This is a genomic window from Streptomyces sp. NPDC088246, from assembly GCF_044741025.1.
GTDB lineage: Bacteria > Actinomycetota > Actinomycetes > Streptomycetales > Streptomycetaceae > Streptomyces.
This window is the reverse complement of the sequence record NZ_JBIURV010000082.1, coordinates 1-22247: the sequence shown is the minus strand read 5'-3', so window position 1 is coordinate 22247 and position 22247 is coordinate 1. Positions and strand designations below refer to the sequence as shown.

The window sequence follows — 22247 nt, the reverse complement described above, 5'->3', positions numbered from 1 at the left end:
GTCACCCTCACCTCCCTCGCCCAGGCCTTCTGCACCCTGCTCAGACTCGACCCAAAAGCCCCTGCGCCGGCCTGACCCTCTACGCGGTCCTCCGCCGAATGGCAGCGTGCCCTCGACTGGATGCAGCGGCACTCCCTGCCCGTCAGAGAGCTGATGGAACCAGACGTCGTGCGAAGGGCGTTGGACGCGCTTGGCCGCAAGATCGACGGCAAGTCCGCCGCGGCGAAGACCGCCCTGCGGAAACGATCGGCCTTCAGCGAGGTCCTCGGAACCGCCGTCGACAAGGGGTACTTCGCGGAGAACCCGCTCGCCAGGGTCAAGTGGCAGGCTCCTGGGGTGAGCGAGGAAGTGGACCCGGCCTGCGTGCCGAACCCCAACCAGGTTGCTCGCCTGCTCACCGCTGTAGGGAAACTACAGGGACGCGGCCCGCACCTTGAGGCGTTTTTCGGCTGCATGTACTACGCGGCCATGCGTCCGGCGGAGGTCATCCACCTGCAGATCTCACAGTGCCATCTGCCAAAAACCGGCTGGGGCATGCTCAACCTGAATTATGGAGGTGTCGTCACGGCAGGCAAGGAGTGGACGAACGATGGCTCGGTCCACGAAGTGCACTCCTTGAAGCGGCGAGCCGTCAAGGCGACGCGTCCCGTGCCGATACCGCCGTCGTTCGTGCGCACGCTGCGAGATCACGTCGATCGCTTCGGCGCGGCGCCCGATGGGCGAGTGTTCCGCAACGCGGCTGACGGATACGTCGATGCAGCGGCCTACGGCAAGACGTGGGAGCGGGCCCGTAAGAAGGCCCTGGCTCCCAATGAGCAGTCGACAGTGCTCGCCAAGAGGCCCTATGACCTCCGGCACGCCGGGATTTCGTTCTGGCTGCACTCCGGCGTGGATCCTGCCGAATGTGCGCGCCGGGCAGGCCAGAGCATCCAAGTGCTCTTCCAGTACTACGCCAAGTTCCTGGATGGTCTGCAGGAGCATTCCAACCGGCTCATCGAGGAGTCGATGCAGGAGTGGAGTCGGCGCAGTGAGGAAGGTAGTCCTACGGGCTGATCCGCAATCTGGCCCGTGTATGGCCCGGAACTGCTGGTCAGGACTGGGATACGGGCGGGGGAAACCGGGAGAAGGGGAGCATTTCGACGCCACCCTGATTGGAGTGCCGGGCGCTCCCAGAAGGCGCTTGATCTGGGTAAAGCCCCAGGTCAGGCGCCTTCTTTCGTGCCGTTAGAAGAAGCCCAGCTTCTTCGGCGAGTAGCTCACCAGTAGATTCTTCGTCTGCTGGTAGTGCTCCAGCATCATCTTGTGGTTCTCGCGGCCGATCCCTGACTGCTTGTAGCCGCCGAAGGCCGCATGGGCCGGGTACGCGTGGTAGCAGTTCGTCCAGACCCTGCCTGCTTGGATGGCACGGCCTGCCCGGTACGCGGTGTTGATGTCGCGGGTCCATACGCCGGCCCCGAGGCCGTACAGCGTGTCGTTCGCCGTTCCGATCGCGTCGTCGAAGTCGGAGAAGGACGTGACCGCCACTACCGGGCCGAAGATCTCCTCCTGGAAGACCCGCATGCGGTTGTCGCCCTCGAAGACGGTCGGCTGGACGTAGTAGCCACCCGCCAGCTCCCCGTCGTACTCGATCCTCTGACCGCCCGTGAGGACCTTCGCGCCTTCCTGCTGGCCGATGTCCAGGTACGAAAGGATCTTCTGCAATTGGTCGTTGGAGGCCTGGGCGCCGATCATCGTGTCCGTGTCCAGCGGGTGTCCGGGCACGATCTTTTCGGTGCGGGCGATGCCCGCCTCCAGGAATTCGCTGTAGTGCCCGCGCTGGATCAGTGCGCGCGACGGACAGGTGCAGACCTCGCCCTGGTTGAGGGCGAACATGGTGAAGCCCTCGAGGGCTTTGTCGCGGAAGTCGTCGTCCGCGTTCCACACGTCGTCGAAGAAGATGTTCGGCGACTTGCCGCCCAGTTCGAGCGTCACCGGCTTGATGTTCTCGGAGGCGTACTGCATGATCAGCCGCCCCGTGGTGGTCTCACCGGTGAAGGCGATCTTCGCGACACGGGGGCTGGAGGCGAGAGGCTTGCCGGCCTCCGCGCCGAAGCCGTTGACGATGTTGACGACGCCGGGCGGAAGGAGGTCGGCCACCAGCTTCAGCCATACGTGGATGGAGGCCGGGGTCTGTTCGGCCGGTTTGAGAACCACCGCGTTGCCCGCCGCGAGCGCCGGTGCCAGCTTCCAGGTCGCCATCAGGATGGGGAAGTTCCACGGAATGATCTGCGCGACGACGCCCAGCGGCTCGTGGAAGTGGTACGCGATCGTGTCGTCGTCGATCTCGCTGAGCGATCCCTCCTGAGCGCGTAGCGCACCGGCGAAGTAGCGGAAGTGGTCGATGGCCAGGGGGATGTCGGCGGCCAGGGTCTCGCGTACCGGCTTGCCGTTGTCCCAGCTTTCGGCGACCGCCAGTTCCTGCAGGTGCGCCTCCATCCGGTCGGCGATCCTGTTGAGGACCGAGGCGCGGTCGCCTGCCGCGGTGGCTCCCCACGCGGGGGCCGCGGCGTGTGCCGCGTCCAGGGCCCGTTCGACGTCCTCGGCACTGCCGCGGGCGATCTCGGTGAACGGGCGGCCGTTGACGGGGCTGGGGTTCTCGAAGTACTGGCCACGGGCGGGCGGGACGTACGCGCCGCCGATCCAGTGGTCGTAGCGGGACTCGTACGAGACGATGGCGCCCTCGGTGCCCGGCGCAGCGTAACGGGTCATCTCTGTAGCCTCCCGGATCCGGTGCCGTCCGCCGTTGGACGGCCCTCGGTGTGAGCGTAGGCGGCGCGACGTTGCAACCGCGTTGCGTGGCGGCGGGGGAACGGCTACCGCTGCTCGGCGTCCAGTGTCCGGGCCCTGGCGAGGAGCGCGGGCCGCTGTCCCGCGGGTACGGCCGCGGCGAACGCCTGCCAGACCTGGAGATCGTCCTCGCCCCATGGGCTGTACGCCCAGTCGGCCAGCAGCCCCGGGTCACCGCGAGCGATGAGCGCTGCCCGCAGCTGCTCGTCGAGCCGGCGCCGCAGACAGACGACAGATGGTGCCTGCGAGCCCGGCAGCAGCGGACCCGCGTAGGCGCTCAGCGCCGCTGCCACCGCTCCGGATGCCAGTCTGCGCGCCACCGTGTCGAAATCGGCGTCGACCGGCGCGGAAAGACGGTAGGGGCGGGAAAGGAGGAGTTCGGGGCCGAGCAGTCGCCGCAGTCGTGAGAGTTCGGCCCGCAGTGTTACCGGGGTCACCGTCTCGTCCTCGTACAGCTCGACAAGGAGTTCGTCGCCACCGAGGCCCTCGGGGTGGCGGGCCAGCGTCACCAGGATCTCGCTGTGCCGCCTGCTGAGCGGGATCTTGCGGCCTCCCGCGACGAGCAGGGCCTCGTCCCGGCCGAGCGCACTGAGCTGTACGGTCTCCCCGGCCGGCGAGGGTGCGAGGAGTGCCAGCTGCGACTCGGCGGCGCGTGCCACCGCCTGCACGAACGCCAGGCTGTGCGGATGCGCGAGCCGGTCCCCACCGGTGATGTCCACGGCGCCCAGGACCCGCCCCGTGTGCGGGTCGTGGAGCGGCGCCGCCGCGCACGTCCACTGCTGGACCGGCCGCAGGAAGTGCTCGGCGGCGAAGACCTGCACCGGCCGGTCGACGGCGATGGCAGTACCCGGCGCGTTCGTCCCTGCCACGGACTCGGCCCAGCGGGCGCCCTCCACGAAGTTCATCCGGCCTGCGGCCCGTCGGGTCAACGCGTGTCCTTCGACCCACAGCAGTCTGCCATGCGCGTCGCACACCGCGAGAAGATGCTCGCCGTCCGTCGCATACGCGCTCATCAGCTCACGGATCAGCGGCATGGCGGGGGCCAGGGGATGCCCGTCCCGGTACGGCCCGAGGTCGTCCGCGCTCAGCTCGACCAGGGCAGCACCGTCCGGGCTGACCCGGGCCCGGGCCGAGCGCCGCCACGACTCACCGACCACAGGACGCACCGGTCGTTCCAGCCGTCCGGCCGTGGTGAACACCTCGTGTGCGTGCCGCAGTTGGCCGAGTCGTTCACCGGGGTCCGTATCGGCTGCCAGGGCCACCCAGGGATCCGTCAACTCACCCTCCTGTTCAGGGGCGTCGTGCACACCCCATCGTGGCCGCAGCCGACGTCTGCGACAACCACGGTGCGGAGAGCGATCGGACGCGGCGGCGAAGGTGCGTCAGCCGGTTCCGTAGAGATTGACGAGACGGATGTAGCGCACCCAGTCCCAGTTCGGGCCGGGATCGGTATGGTCGGTGCCCGGGACCTGGGCATGGCCGAGGATGTGCGCACGGTCCTTGGGAATGCTGTATCGGTCGCAGACCGAGGCGGTCAGCAACGCCGACTTCTCGTACATGGCGTTGGTGAAGTACGTGGGCTGGTCCACCCAGCCCTCGTGCTCGATGCCGATGCTGCGCGTGTTGTAGTCCCAGTTGCCCGCATGCCAGGCGATGTTCTGCTCCCGGACGCACTGTGCGACATAGCCGTCCGCTGAGCGCACCACATAGTGCGCGGAGACCTGTTTCGCCGGATTCTGGAAGATCCCGATCGTGTTCGGAAACGTCTCCTGGGTGACATGGATGATCACGTATTGGATGGGATAGGCCGAAGGGCGGCTCGACGCCGTGCAGTTGGACGTGGACGCGGGTGTCCAGTGGGCGAGCGGATAGTCGGTGTCGCCTGCCGCCGTGGAAGCCGCGGCGCGGGCGGAGGCCGGGATCAGCGCGGCGGCCGTCGCGGCGGCGCCCTGAAGGATCCTTCTGCGGTGCATGAACACTCCTGTGGGGGAAGGGGGTCAAGGGCTGGACAGCAGTGTCGCGGTCTCCCGCAGATGACGGTGGAGTCCGCGATGGGGATCGCCTGCGGGCAGCCACTTCTTGCGGATCTTCGCCACACAGGTGTAGTTGGTGTCGCACACATTGGCCAACGGCGCCTCACCGGCCTGGCTGACCAGCTGATAGGCGTCGAGTTCGGACAGGCCGTAGTCGCGCGCCAGCCACTGCACCAGGTCCAACTGCGAGATACGGAAGGCATCTTCGAGCGGACGGGCGGAGCCGGTCGACATCAGATGGGTGTCGGACTCGATCCGCGGCCACGGTGTTCTGACACCCTTCAGCAGCTCGACCAGCACCACCGTGTTCATCGCGCATTCCACGGCGACCCCGCAGGTCTCGCCCTCGCCCTGACGGGCATGACCGTCCCCGAGGCTCAGCAGTGCACCCTCGACGTTGACGCCCAGATAGCAGGTGACGCCCGCCCTCATCTCCGGTGTGTCCATGTTCCCGCCGTGCGCGTCGGGCACCAGCGCGGACCGTACCTCCAGATTGGCCGGCGCCACCCCCACCGTGCCGTGCATCGGATCCATCGGCAGCTCCACCTGGATGTCACTGTCCCTGGCGCTGAACAGACAGGTGCGGCGCGCCCGGTCGAGCTGCCACATCCACACCACCTCGGGCAGAGGAGCCTGCAGTGACGCCGTGGTGTGCGTGGAGGTGAGGGCCCCGAAGAGAGGCACGGTCGTCGAGGCGGCCCAGTCCCTGGCCGGTTCGACGGACACGAAATGCACCGCGACCGTGTCGCCGGGCTCCGCACCAACCACGTGGAAGGGACCGGTCTGCGGGTTGAGGAAGGGGAATTCGCAGACCGCGGAGACCAGGTCCTTCTCGGAGCGCACCCGGCCGGCGAAGCAGTCCTCCGTATACACATCGAGGAACGTCCCCGGCTCGATACGGGCGACCGGCGCCGCTCCGCCGAAGGTCCAGGCGTACTCGCCCTCCTTGGGGCGGACAGTCACGATTCGGGGATCGTTCATCGCTGTACTGCTCCCGTCTCGGGTTCCCCGGCCGGCTCCGGGGCGTCGTCAAGATGGATCCGTCCGGTCTGTGCCACCCGCTCCGGATGTCTGCGCAGCAGCACCGTCAGCACAACGATCCCGAGCAGCATCCAGACACCGACGACCGGACCGGCGTACGAGACGGGGGCACTCAGTTCGGAGACGAAGTCGAAGGCCGGAATCCCGGCGGCCGTCAGCAGCGCGGGGACGAACGCCGCGATGCCGAGTACCGGGAAGAGCAGATGGAGTACGGGGTTGAACGCGTCGCGCCGTCGGCGCAGGAAGTACCCGGCGCAGGCCAGATTCACGATGATGTACACACCGATGATCACCGTCACGATCACGGTGGCCAGCAGCACGAACGCGGTCACCGGGTCGTAGGCGAAACCCAGTCCGAGCGCCGCGCCGACCGCGATCACGAACTGCACGGCCACTCCGGTGACGGGGGAGCGTCGGCGCGGATGAAGCCGCGCGAAGGCCTGGGGGAACACCCCGATGCGGCCGAGGGCGAACGCCGTCCGGGTCGACACATTGGCGCACGCATTGGCGTTGGCCACGGTCGAGTTGACCACGGCGAGGAAGAGCAGCACCCAGAACAGCCCGAACGAGGCGCGGGCCACGCCTTCCCACGACGCCGCGCCCGAAGCGCCGAATCCGGCGAACCTGTCGGGCCCGAGGTACACAGACATCGCATAGGTGGTGAGGACGTACACCAGGCCGATGGAGAGTGCTGCGCCGAGCACCGCACGCCGCATCGTGCGGCGCGGGTTCTTCGTCTCCTCGGCGAGTGGCGCCGCGGCCTCGAAGCCGGCGAAGGCCAGCACGGTGTAGACCGAACCGGCGAAAATTCCGCTGATACCGCCGAAGCCGTCCGCGGTGTGCGAAGTGCCGAACACCGACAGGGTGTTGTCCGAGCCTGCGTGCTCGATGAGCAGTACGGCGAAGGCGACGAAGACGAGCACCTCGAAGATGCCGAGCGCGGTTCCGAACCGGGCGGAGGCCCGGACCCCGAAATACCCGGCGAGCGCGATGATCAACGCGCCCAGCAGCGACCACGACCACCACAGGCCCGCCGGGTAGGACGACCACTCCTGGTGCAGGGTGCCCGCCGTGGTGAAGCCCAGCTGAAGAAGCAACAGCGCGGGCACCAGCGCTTCGACGAAGACGTAGCCCCAGCCGACGAGAAAGCCGATGGCCGGATGCAGCCCCTGCGCCGAGTAGGTGGCTACCGAACCGGCAGCCGGCAGATGGCGCGCCAGCTCCGCGACGCAGGACGCGGTGAACAGGCAGGCGACCAGTGCCACCACCACGGACAGCGGCAGACTGCCGCCCGCGAACGCGGCTCCGGCCGGAATGGACGCGGCGATGGCGGCGGCCGGCGCCATCGCCGTGATGCTCTGGAAAAGGACTTCGCGCAGCCCGATGGCATCGCGTAACAGTCCGCTGCTCGAATCCCCCGACACCCCGTGGCTCCCTTTGTCCGATGACCGGAAGGTGTTCGCCGATGTACGGCCGAGCGTCTCGCGCGCCCCACCGTACGGGCGTCGCGTGAGTGGCGGAAGATGGCAGGAGCCCGAATTCGGGTGTGCGCGCGGGGTGAGCCGCCGGATCACGGACGCGGACGACCCCGGTACAGGGCCCGGGTTGCCGGGAGAAACCGGGTGCGGGGATGGCGAGCGGGGAACGCGGGCTCAACGACCGGGAGAGCCTGGACGGCGTCGTATGCGCGGCCGACCGCCGTGTCCGTCGGGCTCGACAGGCTGCGGGGAGGCTCCAGGAAGGGCGTCTACCGCCTCACCCCGGACAACGACTCCACAGTCATCGACTGCATCTGGGCCCGGCCGAGAATTACTGGCCGCCGCCTCACCCGCTGCGGTGGCGCGCCCGCATCCGTGCAGGCCGGCCACCGGTGTCGAAGTGTTCCGGGCCGCGCATCGGCGTTTGGATGCCATGGGGGTCCGCACACCATGGATTCATCTTGCCGAGGGCAGTTCGGAGCATTGCCCGGCCGAGATCGCTGTCTTCGAGGACGTGAACGGGGGCTGGCTGGAGACATTCATGCGGCAGGCACCCGGTAAGGCGGCCAAGGCCCTGTCCCGCCTGGCCGACACCCTGCAACGGCTGGCTGCCCGGAGGAGCCACGGGCCGAACACGCCGTCGTGCACGCTGAACCCGGCCCCGACCATGTGCTTGTGGACGGCAACGGCGATCCGGTCCGGACCGTGACGACGGGCGGGGGCCGGACGTCCTGCCCGGCCCCCGCCCGTTCGCCGCCGATCGGCCCCGATGGTGATCTCAGTTGTCCGACACGCTTGAGCCTGCCAGCGCCGCCGCCGGATCGTCATCCGCCGGACCTGCCGGAACCCAGCGCCCGCTCTCCTTGCGGTACGGCCACCAGCGCCCGTCCCGCCCGTACCGCAGCTGTACCCCGTCTTCGACAGCTGTCCAGCGATTGCCCACTGACCGCAGCCGGGGCAGCTCGCCCTCCTCCCACGCCTTGGTGAGCAGGGCCCGGGCCCTGGCCAGAGACTCCGGATCCGGCGTCCACTCCTCATCCAGCACGGTGAGCGCAGCCGCCCCGCCGTACTGCCAGGCACGCACCGCCGCATCGAGTTCGGCTCGCGGCCGCCCCGATCCGGCTGCCAGCCGTGTCGCGATCCATGGTTCGGGCCGGGTGTTCGCGACCAGCCGCACGGCATCCTGCCGCGGGGTCAAACCGGTCGGCAGCGGATGCTGTTCATGGCCGGGGGAGAGGGCGTCCGCCAGCATCCGGCGGGCGCGCGCCGCACTGTCCGTCGCCAGCAACTCCAGTACCGCCGGATCGACGCCGGATTCCGGTTGGGTCTCGGTGTCCAGCGACGGGGCAGGGCCGGGCTCCGCGGGCAGCGGCGGGGGCGCGGGCAGCGGGGGCAGGATGTCCCGTGCGGCGAACGCTTCGTCCGCCCGCACGCCGCGGTCCTTCGCCTTGGTGCCGGCGGCACCGGACCCGTCGGAGAGGGCGGCAGAGCCGAACGGCCCGTGCCCCTCGGCGCGGGCCGCGATGCGCACCTGGAGTTCGTCCAGGAGCCGCTGCTCGCCGCGCCCCCGCATGAGCAGCAGGACGAACGGATCCTGGTCCAGCAGCCGCGCCACCTGGTAGCACAGGGCAGCGGTGTGCGGGCAGTGGTCCCACGCCTCGCAGGTGCACTCCGGGTCCAGATCGCCGATCCCCGGCAGCAGTTCCACACCTGCCGCCGCAGCGTCCTCCACCAGGTGCGGCGGCATTTCGCGGTCGAGAAGCGCCGCAATGTGCCCCGCTGTGTCGACGGCCATGTCCAGGAACCGTTCCCACTCCGCCTCGTTCAGCTCCTGGAGGAGCACATCACTGCGGTACGTGGACGAGTCCCGGTCCCGGACGACCGCGGTGATCCGGCCGGGCCGTACGGAAACCGCACCGACCCGGCCCTCGCGGGCGAACCTCCGCCCCTTCTTGAGCTGTTCGCCGTCCAGCGCGGTGTCCTCCAGAGCCTTCAGCCATGCCCGGCCCCACCAGGACTCCGCAAAGCCGCGGCCGTGCGCGGGCGGCAGCGCGGCGAAGGTACGTTCCTGTACCGGCGTCGGGGCATCGCTCCCGTCGCCTTCGTATCCTTCACGGTCGTATTTCCCGCTGTCGTATGCGTCGCTCATCGCGTGCCCCCTCGCAGCTCCACCAGATCGGCCAGTTCCGCATCCGTCAGTTCGGTCAGCGCCGCCTCGCCGGAGCCGAGCACCGCGTCCGCCAGCCCCTGCTTGCGGGCCAGCATGTCGGCGATCCGGTCCTCGATGGTGCCCTCGGCGATCAGTCGGTGCACCTGTACCGGCTGGGTCTGGCCGATCCGGTACGCGCGGTCGGTGGCCTGCGCCTCCACCGCCGGGTTCCACCACCGGTCGAAGTGCACGACATGGCCCGCCCTGGTGAGATTGAGACCGGTGCCGGCCGCCTTGAGCGACAGCAGGAAGACCGGGGCCTCTCCCGCCTGGAAGCGGTTCACCATTGCCTCCCGCTCCGCGACCGGTGTACCGCCGTGCAGGAACTGCGTGCGCACCCCGCGTGCCGCCAGATGCTGTTCGAGCAGCCGGGCCATCTGCACGTACTGGGTGAACACGAGCACACTCGTGTCCTCCGTCAGAATCGTGTCGAGCAACTCGTCCAGCAGCTCCACCTTTCCCGAACGGTCCTCGATCCGAGGCTCCTTCTCCTTGAGGTACTGCGCCGGGTGGTTGCAGATCTGCTTCAGGGCCGTCAGCAGCTTCACGACAAGGCCCCGCCGGGCGAAGCCGTCGGCGCCGGAGATCGCGGCCAGTGTCTCCCGCACCACCGCTTCGTACAGCCCCGTCTGTTCCGCCGTCAGGGACACCGTGCGGTCGGTCTCGGTCTTCGGCGGTAGCTCGGGGGCGATGCCCGGATCCGATTTGCGACGTCGCAGCAGGAACGGCCGCACCAGCGCGGCGAGCCGCTCGGCCGCAGCCGGGTCGCCGCCCTCCGCGGTCCGCGCATAGCGGGTACGGAAGGTACCGAGCCGGCCCAGCAGGCCGGGTGTCGTCCAGTCGAGGATCGACCACAGCTCGGACAGGTTGTTCTCCACGGGGGTGCCGGTGAGCGCGACGCGTGCCTGAGCGCCGATTGTCCGCAGCTGCTTGGCCGTTGCCGAGTACGGGTTCTTGACATGCTGCGCCTCGTCGGCGACCACCATGCCCCACCGGATCTCCGCGAGCTTCGCCGCGTCCAGCCGCATTGTGCCGTACGTGGTGAGGACGAACTCGCCGTCCACCAGGTCGGCCAGGCTGCGCGATCCGCCGTGGAAGCGGCGTACGGGCGTACCGGGCGCGAACTTCTCGATCTCCCGCTGCCAGTTCCCCATGAGCGAGGTCGGGCAGACCACGAGTGTCGGCCCTGCGGCCGATTCGATGCTCTGGCGGTGCAGATGCAGAGCGATGAGTGTGATGGTCTTGCCGAGCCCCATGTCGTCGGCGAGACATCCACCGAGGCCGAGCGAAGTCATGGTGTGCAGCCAGTTCAGGCCGCGCAGCTGGTAGTCGCGCAGTGTGGCGGTGAGCGCCGGGGGCTGACCGACCGTCTGCTGTCCACCCTGCTGACCGCCGGACTCCGGGTCGGCCAACCGGCGGCGCAGCTGCTCCAGCCAGCCGGTGGCCCGGACGCCGACCCGACGGCCGCCGACCTCGGTGGAACCGGTCAGTACGGCTCCGAGCGCATCGATCGGAGTGACCTTGCGGTCCTGGGTCTCGCGGGCGCGCTGTGCCTCCTCGGGGTCGATCAGCACCCACTGGTCGCGCAGTCGCACCACCGGCCTGTTGGCCTCGGCCAGGCGGTCCAGCTCGGTGCGGCTGAGCTTCTGGTCGCCCAGTGCGAACCACCAGTTGAACGTCAGCAGCGCATCGGCCGACAGGAGCTGCGGCGTGTCCGAGCCGGTGCGGACGAACCCCTGGTGTTCCTCACTGTCCCCGTCGTCGGGCGGACCGATCACCGCACGTGCGGTGAGCTTGCGGGCCAGTTCCTTGGGCCAGTGGACCTGGACCCCGGTCGCGGCGAGTGCCCGTCCGGCGGGGCCGAGGAGTTCGCCCAGCTCTTCGTCGGCCGGTTCGATGGAGTCGGGCACTGCGGCCGACAACAGCGGAGTCAGCGGTGGCCAGGCACGGGCTGCCCGGCGCAGCCCCAGAAGGGCATCCATCCGGGCCCGGGGGCCGAAGGCGGCAGCGGTCGGCGCGGACCCCGCCCAGACCTCGGCGGCATCGGCCACCAGCGCCGGATCGCTGACGCTGTGGATCTGCAGAACAGCACGGAAGGACGGCCCGGCGGTCGGCTCGTCGTCCTCGCCCGGGGCTGTCAGCCCGGACACCTCCACCCGCAGTGAGAGCCGGACGCCCGCATCGTGCCCGGCCGCGACATCGGTGGCCCAGGCCCGTTGACCGGGCAGGTGCTGTGGTGCGTCGGCGGCGAACGCCGGGCCGCCGGTGGCGAAGGCCGCGGCGGGGGTGCGCGGCAGGCCGTCCGCCACCGCGTCGAGGAACGCGCGCAGCAGCAGCTCGGGATCGGGCAGCAGCAGAGGCTGCGCGGTTCCGTCGAGCGGCACCGCGTGGGCCAGCGGCGGCATCGAGGCCGCGAGCGTACGGATCCGCGACTGATCGTCGGCGGTCAGCGGCCCGGCCCGCCAGGCATCGTGATCCGTCGCACTCAGCCCTGGCAACAGCAAACCACGGGCGGCGAGTTGGAGAGCGAGGAGCGCGGCGGCACCCCAGAACGCGGCGGCGCCGGAGGCATGCGCCGAGGCCCGCGCCCGCGTCAGTACGGGCAGGGCGTCCCGGACCGGAAGCAGCAGCGCCGGTACGGCGTACGTTCGCGCGTCGGCGCCGACGACGGTCAGCTCCTCGACGGAACCTGGACCATCGGGCGGACTGCTGCCGTCCGGACGCCAGAAGGCGATACGGCCGGTACGGGAGGGATCCGAGGGCAGGAAGACCACGGAGCAGCTGGAGAGTGCGGAGATCTCGGAGAGCGTTGCCGCAGGGAGCCTGTGCACAGCGATGCCGAATTCCTCAAATTTGACTAGTGGGGTCGGGTCGCCGAGAGTACTCCACCAATGCGCGCCCCCGTGAGTGGAATCACCGTGATCCAGCCCACTTTCGGATGGCTCGGCTGCCCCGCTCGGCCGCCGGGCACGACTGCGCGTCGCGCCCAGGGGTGTAGCCAGCACCCCCCTGGGGGGAGGGGGCTTACCCCCGGAAATCCCGGGTGGTGGCGCCATGGTGGCCACACCTTCGGTCACCGTACGTTTCTACAGGTCAGCGCAGCTTGCCAGAGACCGGAGACCCAATGCCCCAGGCCGTAGCCACCGCCGTGGAAGGCACCCGTGACGGTGCGGGAACTGCTGTAAGTGCCGGTGGTGCCGGAATCGCCCGGAGTCAGGGAAGCGACTTCGCGCCCCTCCTGCGCACGGTCAAGGGTCAGGGACTCCTGGAGCGGCGCACCGGCTGGTACGCGATGGGTATCGCCACCAACCTGGTCGCACTGGGTGCCGTGCTCACCGGCATGTTCCTCCTGGGCAACACCTGGTGGACCCTGCTGCTCGCATTGCCACTGGCGATCTTCTGGTCCCGCGCCGCGTTCGTCGGGCACGACGCCGGACACGCCCAGATAACCGGCGACCGCAGGGCGAGCCGGGCCATCGGCCTGGTGCACGCCAACCTGCTGCTCGGCATGAACGAGGCATGGTGGAACGACAAGCACGTACGCCACCACGCCAACCCCAATCACATCGACAAGGACCCGGACGTCGGCGTCGGCGCCCTGGTATGGACCCAGAAGCAGGCCGCTCAGCGCGAAGGCTTCGCCCGCTGGCTCACCCGTAACCAGGCCCGGCTGTTCTTCCCGATGCTGCTCCTCGAAGGCATCGCGCTCAAGATCTCCGGCTTCCAGTACCTGCGGCAGCAGCCCGCCCGGGAACGTAGCCTCTCGGCACTGCTCCTGGTCGCCCACCTCGGTCTCTACGCAACACTGCTGCTCACTGTCATGTCCCCGGGGAAGGCCGTCGTCTTCGCGCTGTTGCATCATGCGCTGTTCGGGCTCCACCTGGGAATGGCCTTCGCACCGAACCACAAAGGCATGGAGATGCCCGATCCCGACGGCGACCGCTGGGGCCACCTCCAGCGTCAGGTACTCACCTCGCGCAACGTACGCGGCGGCGTCCTCACCGACTGGTTCCTCGGCGGGCTCAACTACCAGATCGAGCACCACCTCTTCCCGAGCATGCCCCGACCGCATCTGCGCCTGGCACAGCCCATGGTGCGCTCCCACTGCGAGGCGCTGGGCATGCCGTACACGGAGACCGGACTGATCGAGTCCTACCGGCAGGCACTCCAGCACATGTACGAGGTCGGCGAACCCCTCAGGTGAGGACTTCGGCCGGCTGGAACCGATGGGCGGGCGCAGGCGTTCTCACAGCAGGAGCGGCCTCGGGCCGCGAAGGAGGCGTGGACGATGTCGAACAGCGCAAAGATCGCCATCGGGGGAGTCGTTGCGGCAGTCATCCTGATGCCGTTCATCGGATTCTGGCTGTCGCTGCTGGTCCTGATCGGAGTTCCGGCGGTCGCGTATCTGCTGCTGGATCCCAGCCAGCGACGCAGGCTCCGCAGGATCACCCGCAAGGAAATAGGCCGCTGACCACATGCTGGCAAAGAGGGGGGCTCAGCAGTGAGCGGGACAGTGACCGTGGTGAGCAGTAACGAGGAGTATTCCTTCACCAAGCCGAACCGCAAGAGTGTCACCCTGCTGGCCGGGCTCGGCGTGGAGGGAGATGTGCACGCGGGAGCCACGGTCAAGCACCGGTCCCGCGCCGCACAGGATCCCACCCAGCCGAATCTGCGCCAGGTTCACCTCATCCACGACGAACTGTTCGGCGAATTGCGGGCAGCCGGGTTCGAGGTCGCCCCGGGCGATCTCGGGGAGAACGTCACCACCAGCGGTGTCGATCTCCTCGCCCTGCCCGCAGGCACTCTGCTGCACCTCGGCGACGAGGCGGTTGTCGAGGTCACCGGCCTGCGCAACCCATGCCTGCAGATCGACACCTTCCAGGACGGGCTGCTCAAGCGGGTCGTCGGCCGGGACGAGGCGGGCCGGATCGTGCGCAAGGCCGGGATCATGGGCATCGTCGTGGTCGGCGGAGTCGTCCGGCCGGGCGACCCGATCGAGGTCGAGCTGCCCGTCGGGCCGCATCGGGCGCTGGAGCGTGTGTAGTCCGGAACGCGCCTGAGACGTGCCTGGACCGCGCCTTCGGTCAGGTGGTCGACTGCCGGTCTGCTGCCCAGTACCGACAGCCGCGTTCAGGCCGGCCGTACTGCGAGCGCTTCCAGTGCCTTCAACAGGCCGGGCAGTTGCCTGCCGCGCCCGACCGGCAGCACCTCGCCCGGTTCCTCGTCCAGCAGGATGAAGGCGATGTCGTCGGTCCTGGCGACCAGTGACCAGCCGGGGCCGTCGGCGCGCAGCATTCGCGCGTCGCCCGTGGCGAAGGAGGACCGGACGCGGCCCGGCGGCGGCGGGGTGTCCACATAGGCATGCGCCTCCGCGAGCGCCCGCCGCACACCGGGGTGCACTCCGGAAGGTGGGTCCTTCGCCGGGTTCTTGGCGGTGGCATCGGACCCGTCGCTCTCGGCCTCGTTCTCGACCTCGGCTCCAGCCTCGGCCTCGCCCGCACCTCCAGTCGCAGAGTCGGCCTCTACGTTTACCTCAGCTTTAGCTTCAACCTTGGCTGCAGCGTTGAGTTCGTGGTCGTCCTGATCCTCGCCCTCAGGCCCGGCATCGGCGTCGGCACCGTCCGCCCCGCCCGGAGTGATGAAGGCTGTCTCGTCGTCGATCTGCTCGCGCCAAGCCGCCCACTGATATGCTATCTCGTCCGCACCCATGCGCCGCTGGGCCGGGCCCCACGACTCCGTGTCGGGCGGGGCCAGCGGCGCCGGATCGGTGCCCTCGGCCTCCGGGTCCGGCAGCGGATCGTGCGGGGCGGCCACTCCCGGAGCGGCGACCCCCACCGCGAGGGGCCAGCCGGGCAGCGCGCAGACCACCGAACGGTCGTCGGGGGAGAGGTCGTACTCCATTCCGCAGTCCCAGGCCGCGATCGCGACAGCGACCAGCGACACGTCCTCGACGACGACGGTCCAGCGCGCACCACTGCCGTCCTGGCCGAGGACCAGCCCATATCCCTCGTCGTACGGTTGGAGGGCGAGCGCCGCACACGCGGCGGGGTAGTCGTCACCGAGCACGCTCGGGAACTGCGCAGGTGTCAGCAGCACCGCGGTGAGCACATACAGTGCGTCGTCGTCGGCGACTGTGTCGCTCATCCCGGCCACGGCACCCTCCTCGTCCGTCATGGTTGTCCGTCGGCGCACCTTAACGAGTCGGTAACCCGCTCGTCGAGGCCCTGACAAGGGAAGACGTGGTCCCGGACAATGGAGGAGACGTGGGCCCGCGGTCCGGCCGACGGAGGGCCTCAGTCGGCGGGCAGGCCGAGCAGCGTACGGGCCACTGTCTGCGGCGACTCGTCGCGCTCGCGGGCCAGTGCGATGACGGCCCGGCAGGCCAGCTCGCTGACACCGAAGGAGAGCGCCTCGGGCGACACCCAGCCGCTCGCCTCATCGATCCGCGCCTGATCGTCCTCCACGGATGCCGAGACGTAGGTGGCTGCCGCCTCGAACAGATTGTGCTTCTTGTGCCGGTCCTCCCTGAGAGGTGCTGCCGACCGAGCGCCCTTCCGGTCGGAGGAGACAGCTTTCCGCAGGCTGCCGATTATGTCGATCATGGAGACCGCCCTTCCGAGGAACCGTGCGCGTATGACTTGCTCGTACACACCGACGGTCTTCCCCATCGACGTAGAGTTGGACCTTCGACCGAGAAAAGGGGGCAAGCACGGTGAAGCGGTACGACCGGCTGAAGGAGATTCAGCGTCTCGATCCGGAACGGGACTTCCTCCGGATCTACCGGATCACGGCAACCTACGAGTTTCCGTGGGACATCACCCGCGCCCTCGAACTGGCTCTGTATCGCACCTATGCAGTCCCCAGCATCGGCCGACTCCTCGAAGAGACAGCCGAACTGACGCACCATTCGCAGAAGCGCTACGACGACACCGCACTGCTCCTCGACACGGTCGTGGAGCACGGTTTCGAGAGCGACCCGGGGCGCACGGCCATCCGCCGGATCAATCAGATGCACCGCAGCTACAACATCAGCAACGACGACATGCGCTATGTGCTGTGCACCTTCGTCGTCACCCCGAAGCGGTGGCTGGACAGCTACGGCTGGCGCCGGCTGTCCGACCACGAACTCCGGGCGTGCGCCGCCTATTACCGGACCCTGGGTGCCCATATGGGCATCAAGGACCTGCCGGAGACGTACGAGGATTTCGAGCGCACCCTCGACACCTACGAGGCCGAGCACTTCGGCTGGGACGAAGGGGGACGCCGCGTCTCCGACGCCACGCTGGACCTGATGGGCTCCTGGTATCCGCGCCCCTTCGCTTCTGTCGCACGGAAGGCCGCCCTCGCGCTGCTCGATGATTCGCTGCTGCGGGCATTCCGCTACGAACGCCCGGGCTCCGCGGCCCGAAACCTCACCCGTGGCGCTCTGCGCCTGAGGGCACGGGCCGTGCGACTGCTGCCGCCCCGTACCACCCCGCACTTCGCCCGGCAGAACCCGGAGATCAAGGGCTACCCGGACGGCTACAAGGTTTCCGGGCTCGGTACGTTCCCCACCCCGGGCATCCGCGGCTGTCCGGTCCCGCACAAGCGACGTCCCGGCGCTCCGGCCGAGTGAGCATGAGCGGGGAGCGCTCGCAGGTCAGAGCGTTCGTACGGCAAGGGCGAGGAACCGGTCGTCCTCATCCGTGTACGAGTCGAGCCGCCAGCCCGAACGCGCCAGCAGCGGGCGGAGGTTGTGCTCGGCACGCAGGTCGGCGTCCGTGATCCGGCGGCCGTGGCGCGCGGCCAGGGCGGCCCGGCCGATGGGGTGGAAGAGGGCCAGCTGCCCGCCCGGCCGCACCACCCGCGCCAACTCCGCCAGGTCCGGTCCGGGATGCGAGAGATGGGAGATCAGCCCAGCCGCGAACACCGCGTCGAGCGACTGCGACCTCAGGGGCAGGCGGGCGACATCGGCGAGGAGCAGCGCTCCGCTCCGGTCGCGTCCCGCCCGTACCGCCGACTCCAGCATCGCCGCTGTGAGGTCCACGCCCAGGACCGCGCCTCGCGGTCCCACGGCCACGCGCAGGGCGGGCAGCGCCCGTCCCGTACCGCAGCCGGCGTCCAGTACCGCGTCACCAGGGCCCAGCGCGAGGGAATGGACGGCGGCGGCGTAGGCGGGCCCGTCGTCGGGAAACCGGCTGTCCCAGTCCGCAGCGCGGGCCGTGAAGAAGCCCTGGACGTGTGTGTGATCATCGGCCATACAGACATGATCGCCGCAGTTGCCACCGGAGCGAAACAGAGCGAAACGGGGTGCATGTTCGAGCACTGTGTGATCGTTCGGGAACATCTCTCTGTCATATTTCAGCAGCTTTCGAAATGCGCCCAGGGCGCGTGCCCCCATCACGACTAGCGTCCCCGATCCATGGGACACCTGGACCACGCCACCTTCGGCTGGCTGACACCTGCGCTGTCGTACGCGATGGCATGCATCGGCGCGGCACTCGGACTGAGCTGCACCGTGCGGGCACTCGACACAACCGGCCGTTCGCGCCGCAATTGGCTGATCACGGCCGCATCCGCCATCGGCTCGGGCATCTGGACGATGCACTTCGTCGCGATGCTCGGCTTCGGCGTGACCGGCACCGATATCCGCTACAACGTGCCGCTCACCCTGCTCAGCCTGCTCGGCGCCATGGTGGTGGTCGGCGGCGGCGTCTTTGCCGTCGGCTACAGCCGCGACCGGACCAGGGCGCTGCTGCTCGGCGGGTTCGCCACCGGACTCGGGGTCGCCAGCATGCACTACCTCGGCATGGCGGCACTCCGTCTGCACGGCACGATCCACTACGACCCGCTGCGGGTCGCACTCTCCGTCGCCATCGCTGTCGTGGCCGCCACGGCGGCTCTGTGGGCGGCGCTCAACATCAAGTCACCCCGAGCCGTCGCGCTGGCTTCCCTCGTCATGGGAGCGGCGGTCAGCAGCATGCACTACACCGGAATGCTGGCGGTCTCCGTGTACGTCGCGCCCTCCGGAAGGGAACTTTCCGGGGCCACGACCATGCAGTTCATCTTTCCCCTGGCCGTCGGCCTGGGCTCGTACCTCTTCCTGACCTCGGCTTTCGTGGCGCTCTCCCCGACGGCCAGGGAACGCGCCGCCTACGTCTTCGCCGAACGCACCGCAGGACCCTCCGAAACGGAATCATCCGCGGCCACACCACACGGATTCACCGAGCGCGGGCCCGTCTTCCGGGCACGACGTGGCGACGTGAGTGACCACGACGCATCGCCCGCCATCACGCCCTGACGCCCCTGCACCCGGCCGACCGGCACCTGTGACACACCAGCTCCACACCCGGAACGAGGAGGCCATGCGCCCACCCCGCACGACCCCGGAAACCGGTGCGACGGCGACCGCCCGGCCCACCGCCCCACCGACGCGCGGACGCCGCGCGCACGCGGGCCCGCCGGCCGACGAGTGCGCCGAGCACGACGTGAGGCCGCTGCTGACACACGACACATCCGCGCCGCGCGGACGGTGGACGCTGCGTCCCAGGACCGTACGCGCGAAGATCATCTCGCTGCTGATGATGCCGGTAGTCTCGCTGCTCGCCCTGTGGGGTTTCGCCACGGTCACCACCGCCCAGGACGTGGCACGGCTGCGCCAGTTGCAACAGGTCGACGACGAGGTCCGGGCCCCCATATCCACCGCTGTCGCGGCACTCCAGAGCGAGCGTCGGGCGGCCATGCTCCAGTCCGCGGCCCCCAGCAGTGCCCAGGCAGCCGAACTGGAGCGCCGGACCAAGCGCACCGACACCGCGCTCGCCGCCCTGCGCCTCGACAGCGGCCACACCATCGCCGACACCGGCAACCTCCCGCCCACCGTCGCCGACCGGCTCGACCGGTTCCTGGACCTCACCCACCGACTGCGCGCCGACAAGAGCGATGCGGGCGACGAGAACGCCGTATACGACCAGTACACCGCGACCGTCTCCGCGGCCTTCGGCGTCTGCGGTGCCCTCACCGGGATCCAGGACGACGCACCCGGCTCCGACGCCCGCGTCCTGCTCGAACTCTCCCGCGCCGACGAGATGCTGGCCCGCGAGGACGCCCTGCTGGCCACGGCCACTCGCACAGGAGCGCTCAAGGGCGGCCAACTGCGCCTGTTCACCGGAGCAGTGGATTCCCGAAGGAACTTCACGGAGACCGCGGGCGCAGATCTGCCCGCCACCGAGCGGGCCGCCTGGCAGAGGTTCACCGCCGGGGACGCCTACCGCCGGATCCAGACCGCCGAGGACAAGGTGCTCGCCGCGCCCGCCGGTCGTGATGCCGCGCAGGCAGTGCCCGCCGCCGACTGGGAACGAGCAGCGGACCACGTACGGAGCGAGCTGCGCACCATCGATACCACCGCCGGCCAACGCGCCGCCGACCGGGCGAATCCGCTCGCCCGAGGACTGTTCAGCCCGTCCGGAGCCGCAGTGCTCTTCGGCTGCGTCGCCGTCGCCGCCTCACTGGTGATCTCCGTGCGCATCGGTCGCGGACTCGTCGTCGAACTCGTCAGTCTCCGCAACAGCGCACTGGAGATCGCCCGCCGCAAACTGCCCCACGCCATGCAGCGGCTACGTGCGGGCGAGGAACTCGACATCGGGGCCGAGGCCCCGCAGGGCCCGGCCACCCACGACGAGATCGGCCAGGTCGGCGAGGCACTCGGCACAGTGCACCGGGCAGCCCTCAGCGCCGCCGTCGAACGAGCCGAACTCGCCGACGGCATCTCCGGAGTCTTCGTCAACCTCGCCCGGCGCAGCCAGGTGCTGGTCCACCGTCAGCTCAACCTCCTCGACGGCATGGAACGCCGCGCCGACGACCCCGACGAGCTGAGCGATCTCTTCCGGCTCGACCACCTCACCACCCGGATGCGACGGCACGCCGAGAGTCTGATCATCCTGTCCGGGGCGGCTCCGGGACGGGCCTGGCGGATGCCCGTACCGCTGACCAATGTCGTACGCGCCGCCGTCTCCGAGATCGAGGACTACGCCCGCGTGGAGGTACGGCAACTTCCCGACGCCGCGGTGAAGGGCACAGCCATCGCCGATCTCACCCACCTGCTGGCCGAACTCATCGAGAACGCGGCACAGTTCTCACCGCCCCACACCAAGGTGCGCATCAGCGGCGAGCCCGTGGGCAACGGCTACGCCCTGGAGATCGAGGACCGCGGCCTGGGCATGGGCAACGAACTCCTCGGCGAGGCAAACCGACGCATCGAACAGGCGGAGGCACTCGACCTCTTCGACAGCGACCGGCTCGGCCTCTTCGTCGTCAGCCGGCTCTCCGTACGCCACCACATCAAGGTTCAGCTGCGCACCTCCGCGTACGGCGGGACGACTGCGGTGGTTCTGCTGCCAACGGCACTGCTGCAGAACGCACTTCCGGCGGCCGAGGCGCCTGCCGCGCCGGGGAACACCTCGGTCGAGCGCCAGGAGGACCGGGACCGTCCGCCCTTCGGAACGGGACCCGGCCCCCGTGCGGTGAGGCCGCGGACCACCGCCTTCCCGGCGCCGGTACCGGCACCCGCGCTCGAGTCCCGCACGCAGCCTGCTGCCGCAGTCACCTTGCTGCGCGGGCGTCCGGGCGGAACGGACAAGCCCAAGGCCGTGGCCCACTCGGAAGAGCAGCCCGACGACGGCACCCTGCCGCGCCGAGTGCGGCAAGCCAGCCTCGTTCCGCAACTGCGCGAGGAGTCCCGCCCCGACGAACCGCCACACGGCGACCTGAACGACAAGGACCGTCTCCCGGAGCGCACCCCCGAGCAGGCGCGGGACCGCATGACCGCCTACCGCAACGGCTGGGTGCGCGGCGGCGGCACCGCCCCCGGCCCATCCTCGTCCCGCCCGGGCACCACCAACCCCCGTCCACGCAGCGAAGGAGACCATGCATGATCGCGAACGAGAGGACCGGGGTACGCCACACCTCGGGCGAACTCGACTGGCTGCTGGACGATTTGGTGACACGGGTCGGCGAGGTCCGTCATGCCGTCGTGCTCTCCGGCGACGGCCTCGCCGTGGGCGCCTCCAGCGCCCTGAGCCGCGAGGACGCCGAGCATCTGGCTGCCGTGGCCTCCGGATTCCACAGCCTGGCCAAGGGCGCGGGGCGCCATTTCCGGGCCGGGAACGTTCGCCAGACCATGGTCGAGATGGATGAGGGCTTTCTGTTCGTCGCGGCAGCGGGCGATGGATCCTGCCTCGCCGTACTCAGCACGGCCTTCGCCGACATCGGACTGGTCGCGTACGAGATGGCCCGGCTCGTCAAACGGGTGGGTGAGCATCTGCGCACCCCGCCGCGGTTCGCCGCACCCCCGTCGGCTGTCGGCTGAGAGAGCGGAGACGGCCGTGTCCATGACCGACGAGGGCCCAGGAGGCCCGGGCCCGCACGCACGTCCGGGCAGCCAGTGGTACGACGCCGAAGCCGGCCCGCTGGTCCGCCCGTACGCCGTGACGGGCGGCCGGACCGAACCGGGCCCCACCGGCGTGCAGTTCGATCTGATCGCACTCGTCACCTTCGACGACAATGCACCAAACGGCTCCGAGGAATCCTTGCTAGTGCCGGATCAGGCAACGTTTGCCCTGTCCACGACGGCGCGTAGGTGCCGGTTGTCGGCATTGCGGTTTCGCCAGATGATGTAGCGGCGGA

Annotated in this window: 18 protein-coding genes and 1 pseudogene; 9 read left to right on the top strand and 10 right to left on the bottom strand. The window is 69.4% G+C overall.

Annotation, left to right across the window (positions count from 1 at the left end; translation table 11 throughout):
* Window positions 1–120 precede the first annotated feature (120 nt).
* Complete coding sequence (locus ACIPEK_RS43490; RefSeq protein ID WP_402008046.1) at window positions 121–1053, top strand: tyrosine-type recombinase/integrase; 933 nt, start codon at window positions 121–123, stop codon at window positions 1051–1053.
* 171 nt (window positions 1054–1224) lie between these two features.
* Here the strand turns inward: ACIPEK_RS43490 and ACIPEK_RS43485 are convergent, their stop codons facing one another.
* From ACIPEK_RS43485 to ACIPEK_RS43455, 7 genes are all read right to left on the bottom strand, one after another.
* Complete coding sequence (locus ACIPEK_RS43485) at window positions 1225–2748, bottom strand: aldehyde dehydrogenase family protein (RefSeq protein ID WP_402008044.1); 1524 nt, start codon at window positions 2746–2748, stop codon at window positions 1225–1227.
* A 104-nt stretch (window positions 2749–2852) separates the two neighbouring features.
* Window positions 2853–4103, bottom strand: coding sequence for a GAF domain-containing protein (locus ACIPEK_RS43480; protein ID WP_402008042.1), 1251 nt, complete (start codon window positions 4101–4103; stop codon window positions 2853–2855).
* A gap of 105 nt (window positions 4104–4208) precedes the next feature.
* A complete protein-coding gene (locus ACIPEK_RS43475) occupies window positions 4209–4799 on the bottom strand; it encodes an N-acetylmuramoyl-L-alanine amidase (RefSeq protein ID WP_402008040.1) in 591 nt (196 codons plus the stop codon).
* 24 nt (window positions 4800–4823) lie between these two features.
* Window positions 4824–5840: an acetamidase/formamidase family protein gene (locus ACIPEK_RS43470; RefSeq protein WP_402008038.1), complete on the bottom strand. Its 1017-nt coding sequence runs from the start codon at window positions 5838–5840 to the stop codon at window positions 4824–4826.
* Window positions 5837–7324, bottom strand: coding sequence for an APC family permease (locus ACIPEK_RS43465; protein ID WP_402008037.1), 1488 nt, complete (start codon window positions 7322–7324; stop codon window positions 5837–5839). Before ACIPEK_RS43465 ends, ACIPEK_RS43470 begins: the two co-directional genes overlap by 4 nt.
* An 832-nt stretch (window positions 7325–8156) precedes the next feature.
* Complete coding sequence (locus ACIPEK_RS43460) at window positions 8157–9527, bottom strand: SWF or SNF family helicase (RefSeq protein WP_402008035.1); 1371 nt, start codon at window positions 9525–9527, stop codon at window positions 8157–8159.
* Window positions 9524–12418: a DEAD/DEAH box helicase gene (locus ACIPEK_RS43455; RefSeq protein ID WP_402008033.1), complete on the bottom strand. Its 2895-nt coding sequence runs from the start codon at window positions 12416–12418 to the stop codon at window positions 9524–9526. The genes ACIPEK_RS43460 and ACIPEK_RS43455 overlap by 4 nt, the downstream gene beginning before the upstream one ends.
* Window positions 12419–12711: 293 nt before the next feature.
* Here ACIPEK_RS43455 and ACIPEK_RS43450 point away from each other — a divergent pair, with 293 nt between their 5' ends.
* The 3 genes from ACIPEK_RS43450 (at window position 12712) to ACIPEK_RS43440 (ending at window position 14631) form a co-directional block, all read left to right on the top strand.
* The gene (locus tag ACIPEK_RS43450) at window positions 12712–13791 is read left to right on the top strand and encodes a fatty acid desaturase family protein (RefSeq protein ID WP_402008031.1); all 1080 of its coding nucleotides are present in this window, start codon (window positions 12712–12714) and stop codon (window positions 13789–13791) included.
* 84 nt (window positions 13792–13875) lie between these two features.
* Window positions 13876–14058 carry a hypothetical protein gene (locus ACIPEK_RS43445; protein WP_114248565.1) on the top strand — a complete coding sequence of 61 codons (183 nt, stop codon included), beginning with the start codon at window positions 13876–13878 and terminating at the stop codon, window positions 14056–14058.
* Between the two features lie 42 nt (window positions 14059–14100).
* Entirely contained in the window at window positions 14101–14631 is a 531-nt protein-coding gene (locus ACIPEK_RS43440; protein WP_402008048.1) for an MOSC domain-containing protein, read from the top strand.
* A gap of 86 nt (window positions 14632–14717) precedes the next feature.
* Here the strand turns inward: ACIPEK_RS43440 and ACIPEK_RS43435 are convergent, their stop codons facing one another.
* Together ACIPEK_RS43435 and ACIPEK_RS43430 are read right to left on the bottom strand one after the other, a co-directional pair.
* On the bottom strand, window positions 14718–15761 hold the full coding sequence (locus tag ACIPEK_RS43435; RefSeq protein WP_402008029.1) for a hypothetical protein: 1044 nt from the start codon (window positions 15759–15761) through the stop codon (window positions 14718–14720).
* Window positions 15762–15880: 119 nt separating this feature from the next.
* Complete coding sequence (locus ACIPEK_RS43430) at window positions 15881–16189, bottom strand: hypothetical protein (protein ID WP_402008027.1); 309 nt, start codon at window positions 16187–16189, stop codon at window positions 15881–15883.
* 110 nt (window positions 16190–16299) lie between these two features.
* Here ACIPEK_RS43430 and ACIPEK_RS43425 point away from each other — a divergent pair, with 110 nt between their 5' ends.
* Window positions 16300–17202 carry an oxygenase MpaB family protein gene (locus ACIPEK_RS43425; protein WP_402008025.1) on the top strand — a complete coding sequence of 301 codons (903 nt, stop codon included), beginning with the start codon at window positions 16300–16302 and terminating at the stop codon, window positions 17200–17202.
* A 24-nt stretch (window positions 17203–17226) separates the two neighbouring features.
* Here the strand turns inward: ACIPEK_RS43425 and ACIPEK_RS43420 are convergent, their stop codons facing one another.
* Window positions 17227–17826, bottom strand: coding sequence for a class I SAM-dependent methyltransferase (locus ACIPEK_RS43420; protein ID WP_402008023.1), 600 nt, complete (start codon window positions 17824–17826; stop codon window positions 17227–17229).
* A 162-nt stretch (window positions 17827–17988) separates the two neighbouring features.
* Between ACIPEK_RS43420 and ACIPEK_RS43415 the strand changes: the two genes are divergently transcribed.
* The 4 genes and pseudogenes from ACIPEK_RS43415 to ACIPEK_RS43400 all read left to right on the top strand — a co-directional run.
* Window positions 17989–18867 carry an MHYT domain-containing protein gene (locus ACIPEK_RS43415; RefSeq protein ID WP_402008022.1) on the top strand — a complete coding sequence of 293 codons (879 nt, stop codon included), beginning with the start codon at window positions 17989–17991 and terminating at the stop codon, window positions 18865–18867.
* A gap of 64 nt (window positions 18868–18931) precedes the next feature.
* Window positions 18932–21496, top strand: a complete 2565-nt coding sequence (locus ACIPEK_RS43410) for a nitrate- and nitrite sensing domain-containing protein (protein WP_402008020.1) — start codon at window positions 18932–18934, stop codon at window positions 21494–21496.
* A complete protein-coding gene (locus tag ACIPEK_RS43405) occupies window positions 21493–21930 on the top strand; it encodes a roadblock/LC7 domain-containing protein (RefSeq protein WP_402008018.1) in 438 nt (145 codons plus the stop codon). The genes ACIPEK_RS43410 and ACIPEK_RS43405 overlap by 4 nt, the downstream gene beginning before the upstream one ends.
* A 22-nt stretch (window positions 21931–21952) precedes the next feature.
* A pseudogene (locus ACIPEK_RS43400) lies at window positions 21953–22165 on the top strand (DUF742 domain-containing protein); the annotation flags it as partial.
* Window positions 22166–22247 lie beyond the last annotated feature (82 nt).

Coding starts and splice junctions, on each gene's coding strand:
- ACIPEK_RS43470 (WP_402008038.1), bottom strand. CDS start 5,840: ATGAACGATCCCCGAATCGTGACTGTCCGCCCCAAGGAGGGCGAGTAC.
- ACIPEK_RS43420 (WP_402008023.1), bottom strand. CDS start 17,826: ATGGCCGATGATCACACACACGTCCAGGGCTTCTTCACGGCCCGCGCT.
- ACIPEK_RS43405 (WP_402008018.1), top strand. CDS start 21,493: ATGATCGCGAACGAGAGGACCGGGGTACGCCACACCTCGGGCGAACTC.
- ACIPEK_RS43490 (WP_402008046.1), top strand. CDS start 121: ATGCAGCGGCACTCCCTGCCCGTCAGAGAGCTGATGGAACCAGACGTC.
- ACIPEK_RS43450 (WP_402008031.1), top strand. CDS start 12,712: ATGCCCCAGGCCGTAGCCACCGCCGTGGAAGGCACCCGTGACGGTGCG.
- ACIPEK_RS43435 (WP_402008029.1), bottom strand. CDS start 15,761: ATGACGGACGAGGAGGGTGCCGTGGCCGGGATGAGCGACACAGTCGCC.
- ACIPEK_RS43475 (WP_402008040.1), bottom strand. CDS start 4,799: ATGCACCGCAGAAGGATCCTTCAGGGCGCCGCCGCGACGGCCGCCGCG.
- ACIPEK_RS43430 (WP_402008027.1), bottom strand. CDS start 16,189: ATGATCGACATAATCGGCAGCCTGCGGAAAGCTGTCTCCTCCGACCGG.
- ACIPEK_RS43460 (WP_402008035.1), bottom strand. CDS start 9,527: ATGAGCGACGCATACGACAGCGGGAAATACGACCGTGAAGGATACGAA.
- ACIPEK_RS43415 (WP_402008022.1), top strand. CDS start 17,989: ATGGGACACCTGGACCACGCCACCTTCGGCTGGCTGACACCTGCGCTG.
- ACIPEK_RS43410 (WP_402008020.1), top strand. CDS start 18,932: ATGCGCCCACCCCGCACGACCCCGGAAACCGGTGCGACGGCGACCGCC.
- ACIPEK_RS43445 (WP_114248565.1), top strand. CDS start 13,876: ATGTCGAACAGCGCAAAGATCGCCATCGGGGGAGTCGTTGCGGCAGTC.
- ACIPEK_RS43485 (WP_402008044.1), bottom strand. CDS start 2,748: ATGACCCGTTACGCTGCGCCGGGCACCGAGGGCGCCATCGTCTCGTAC.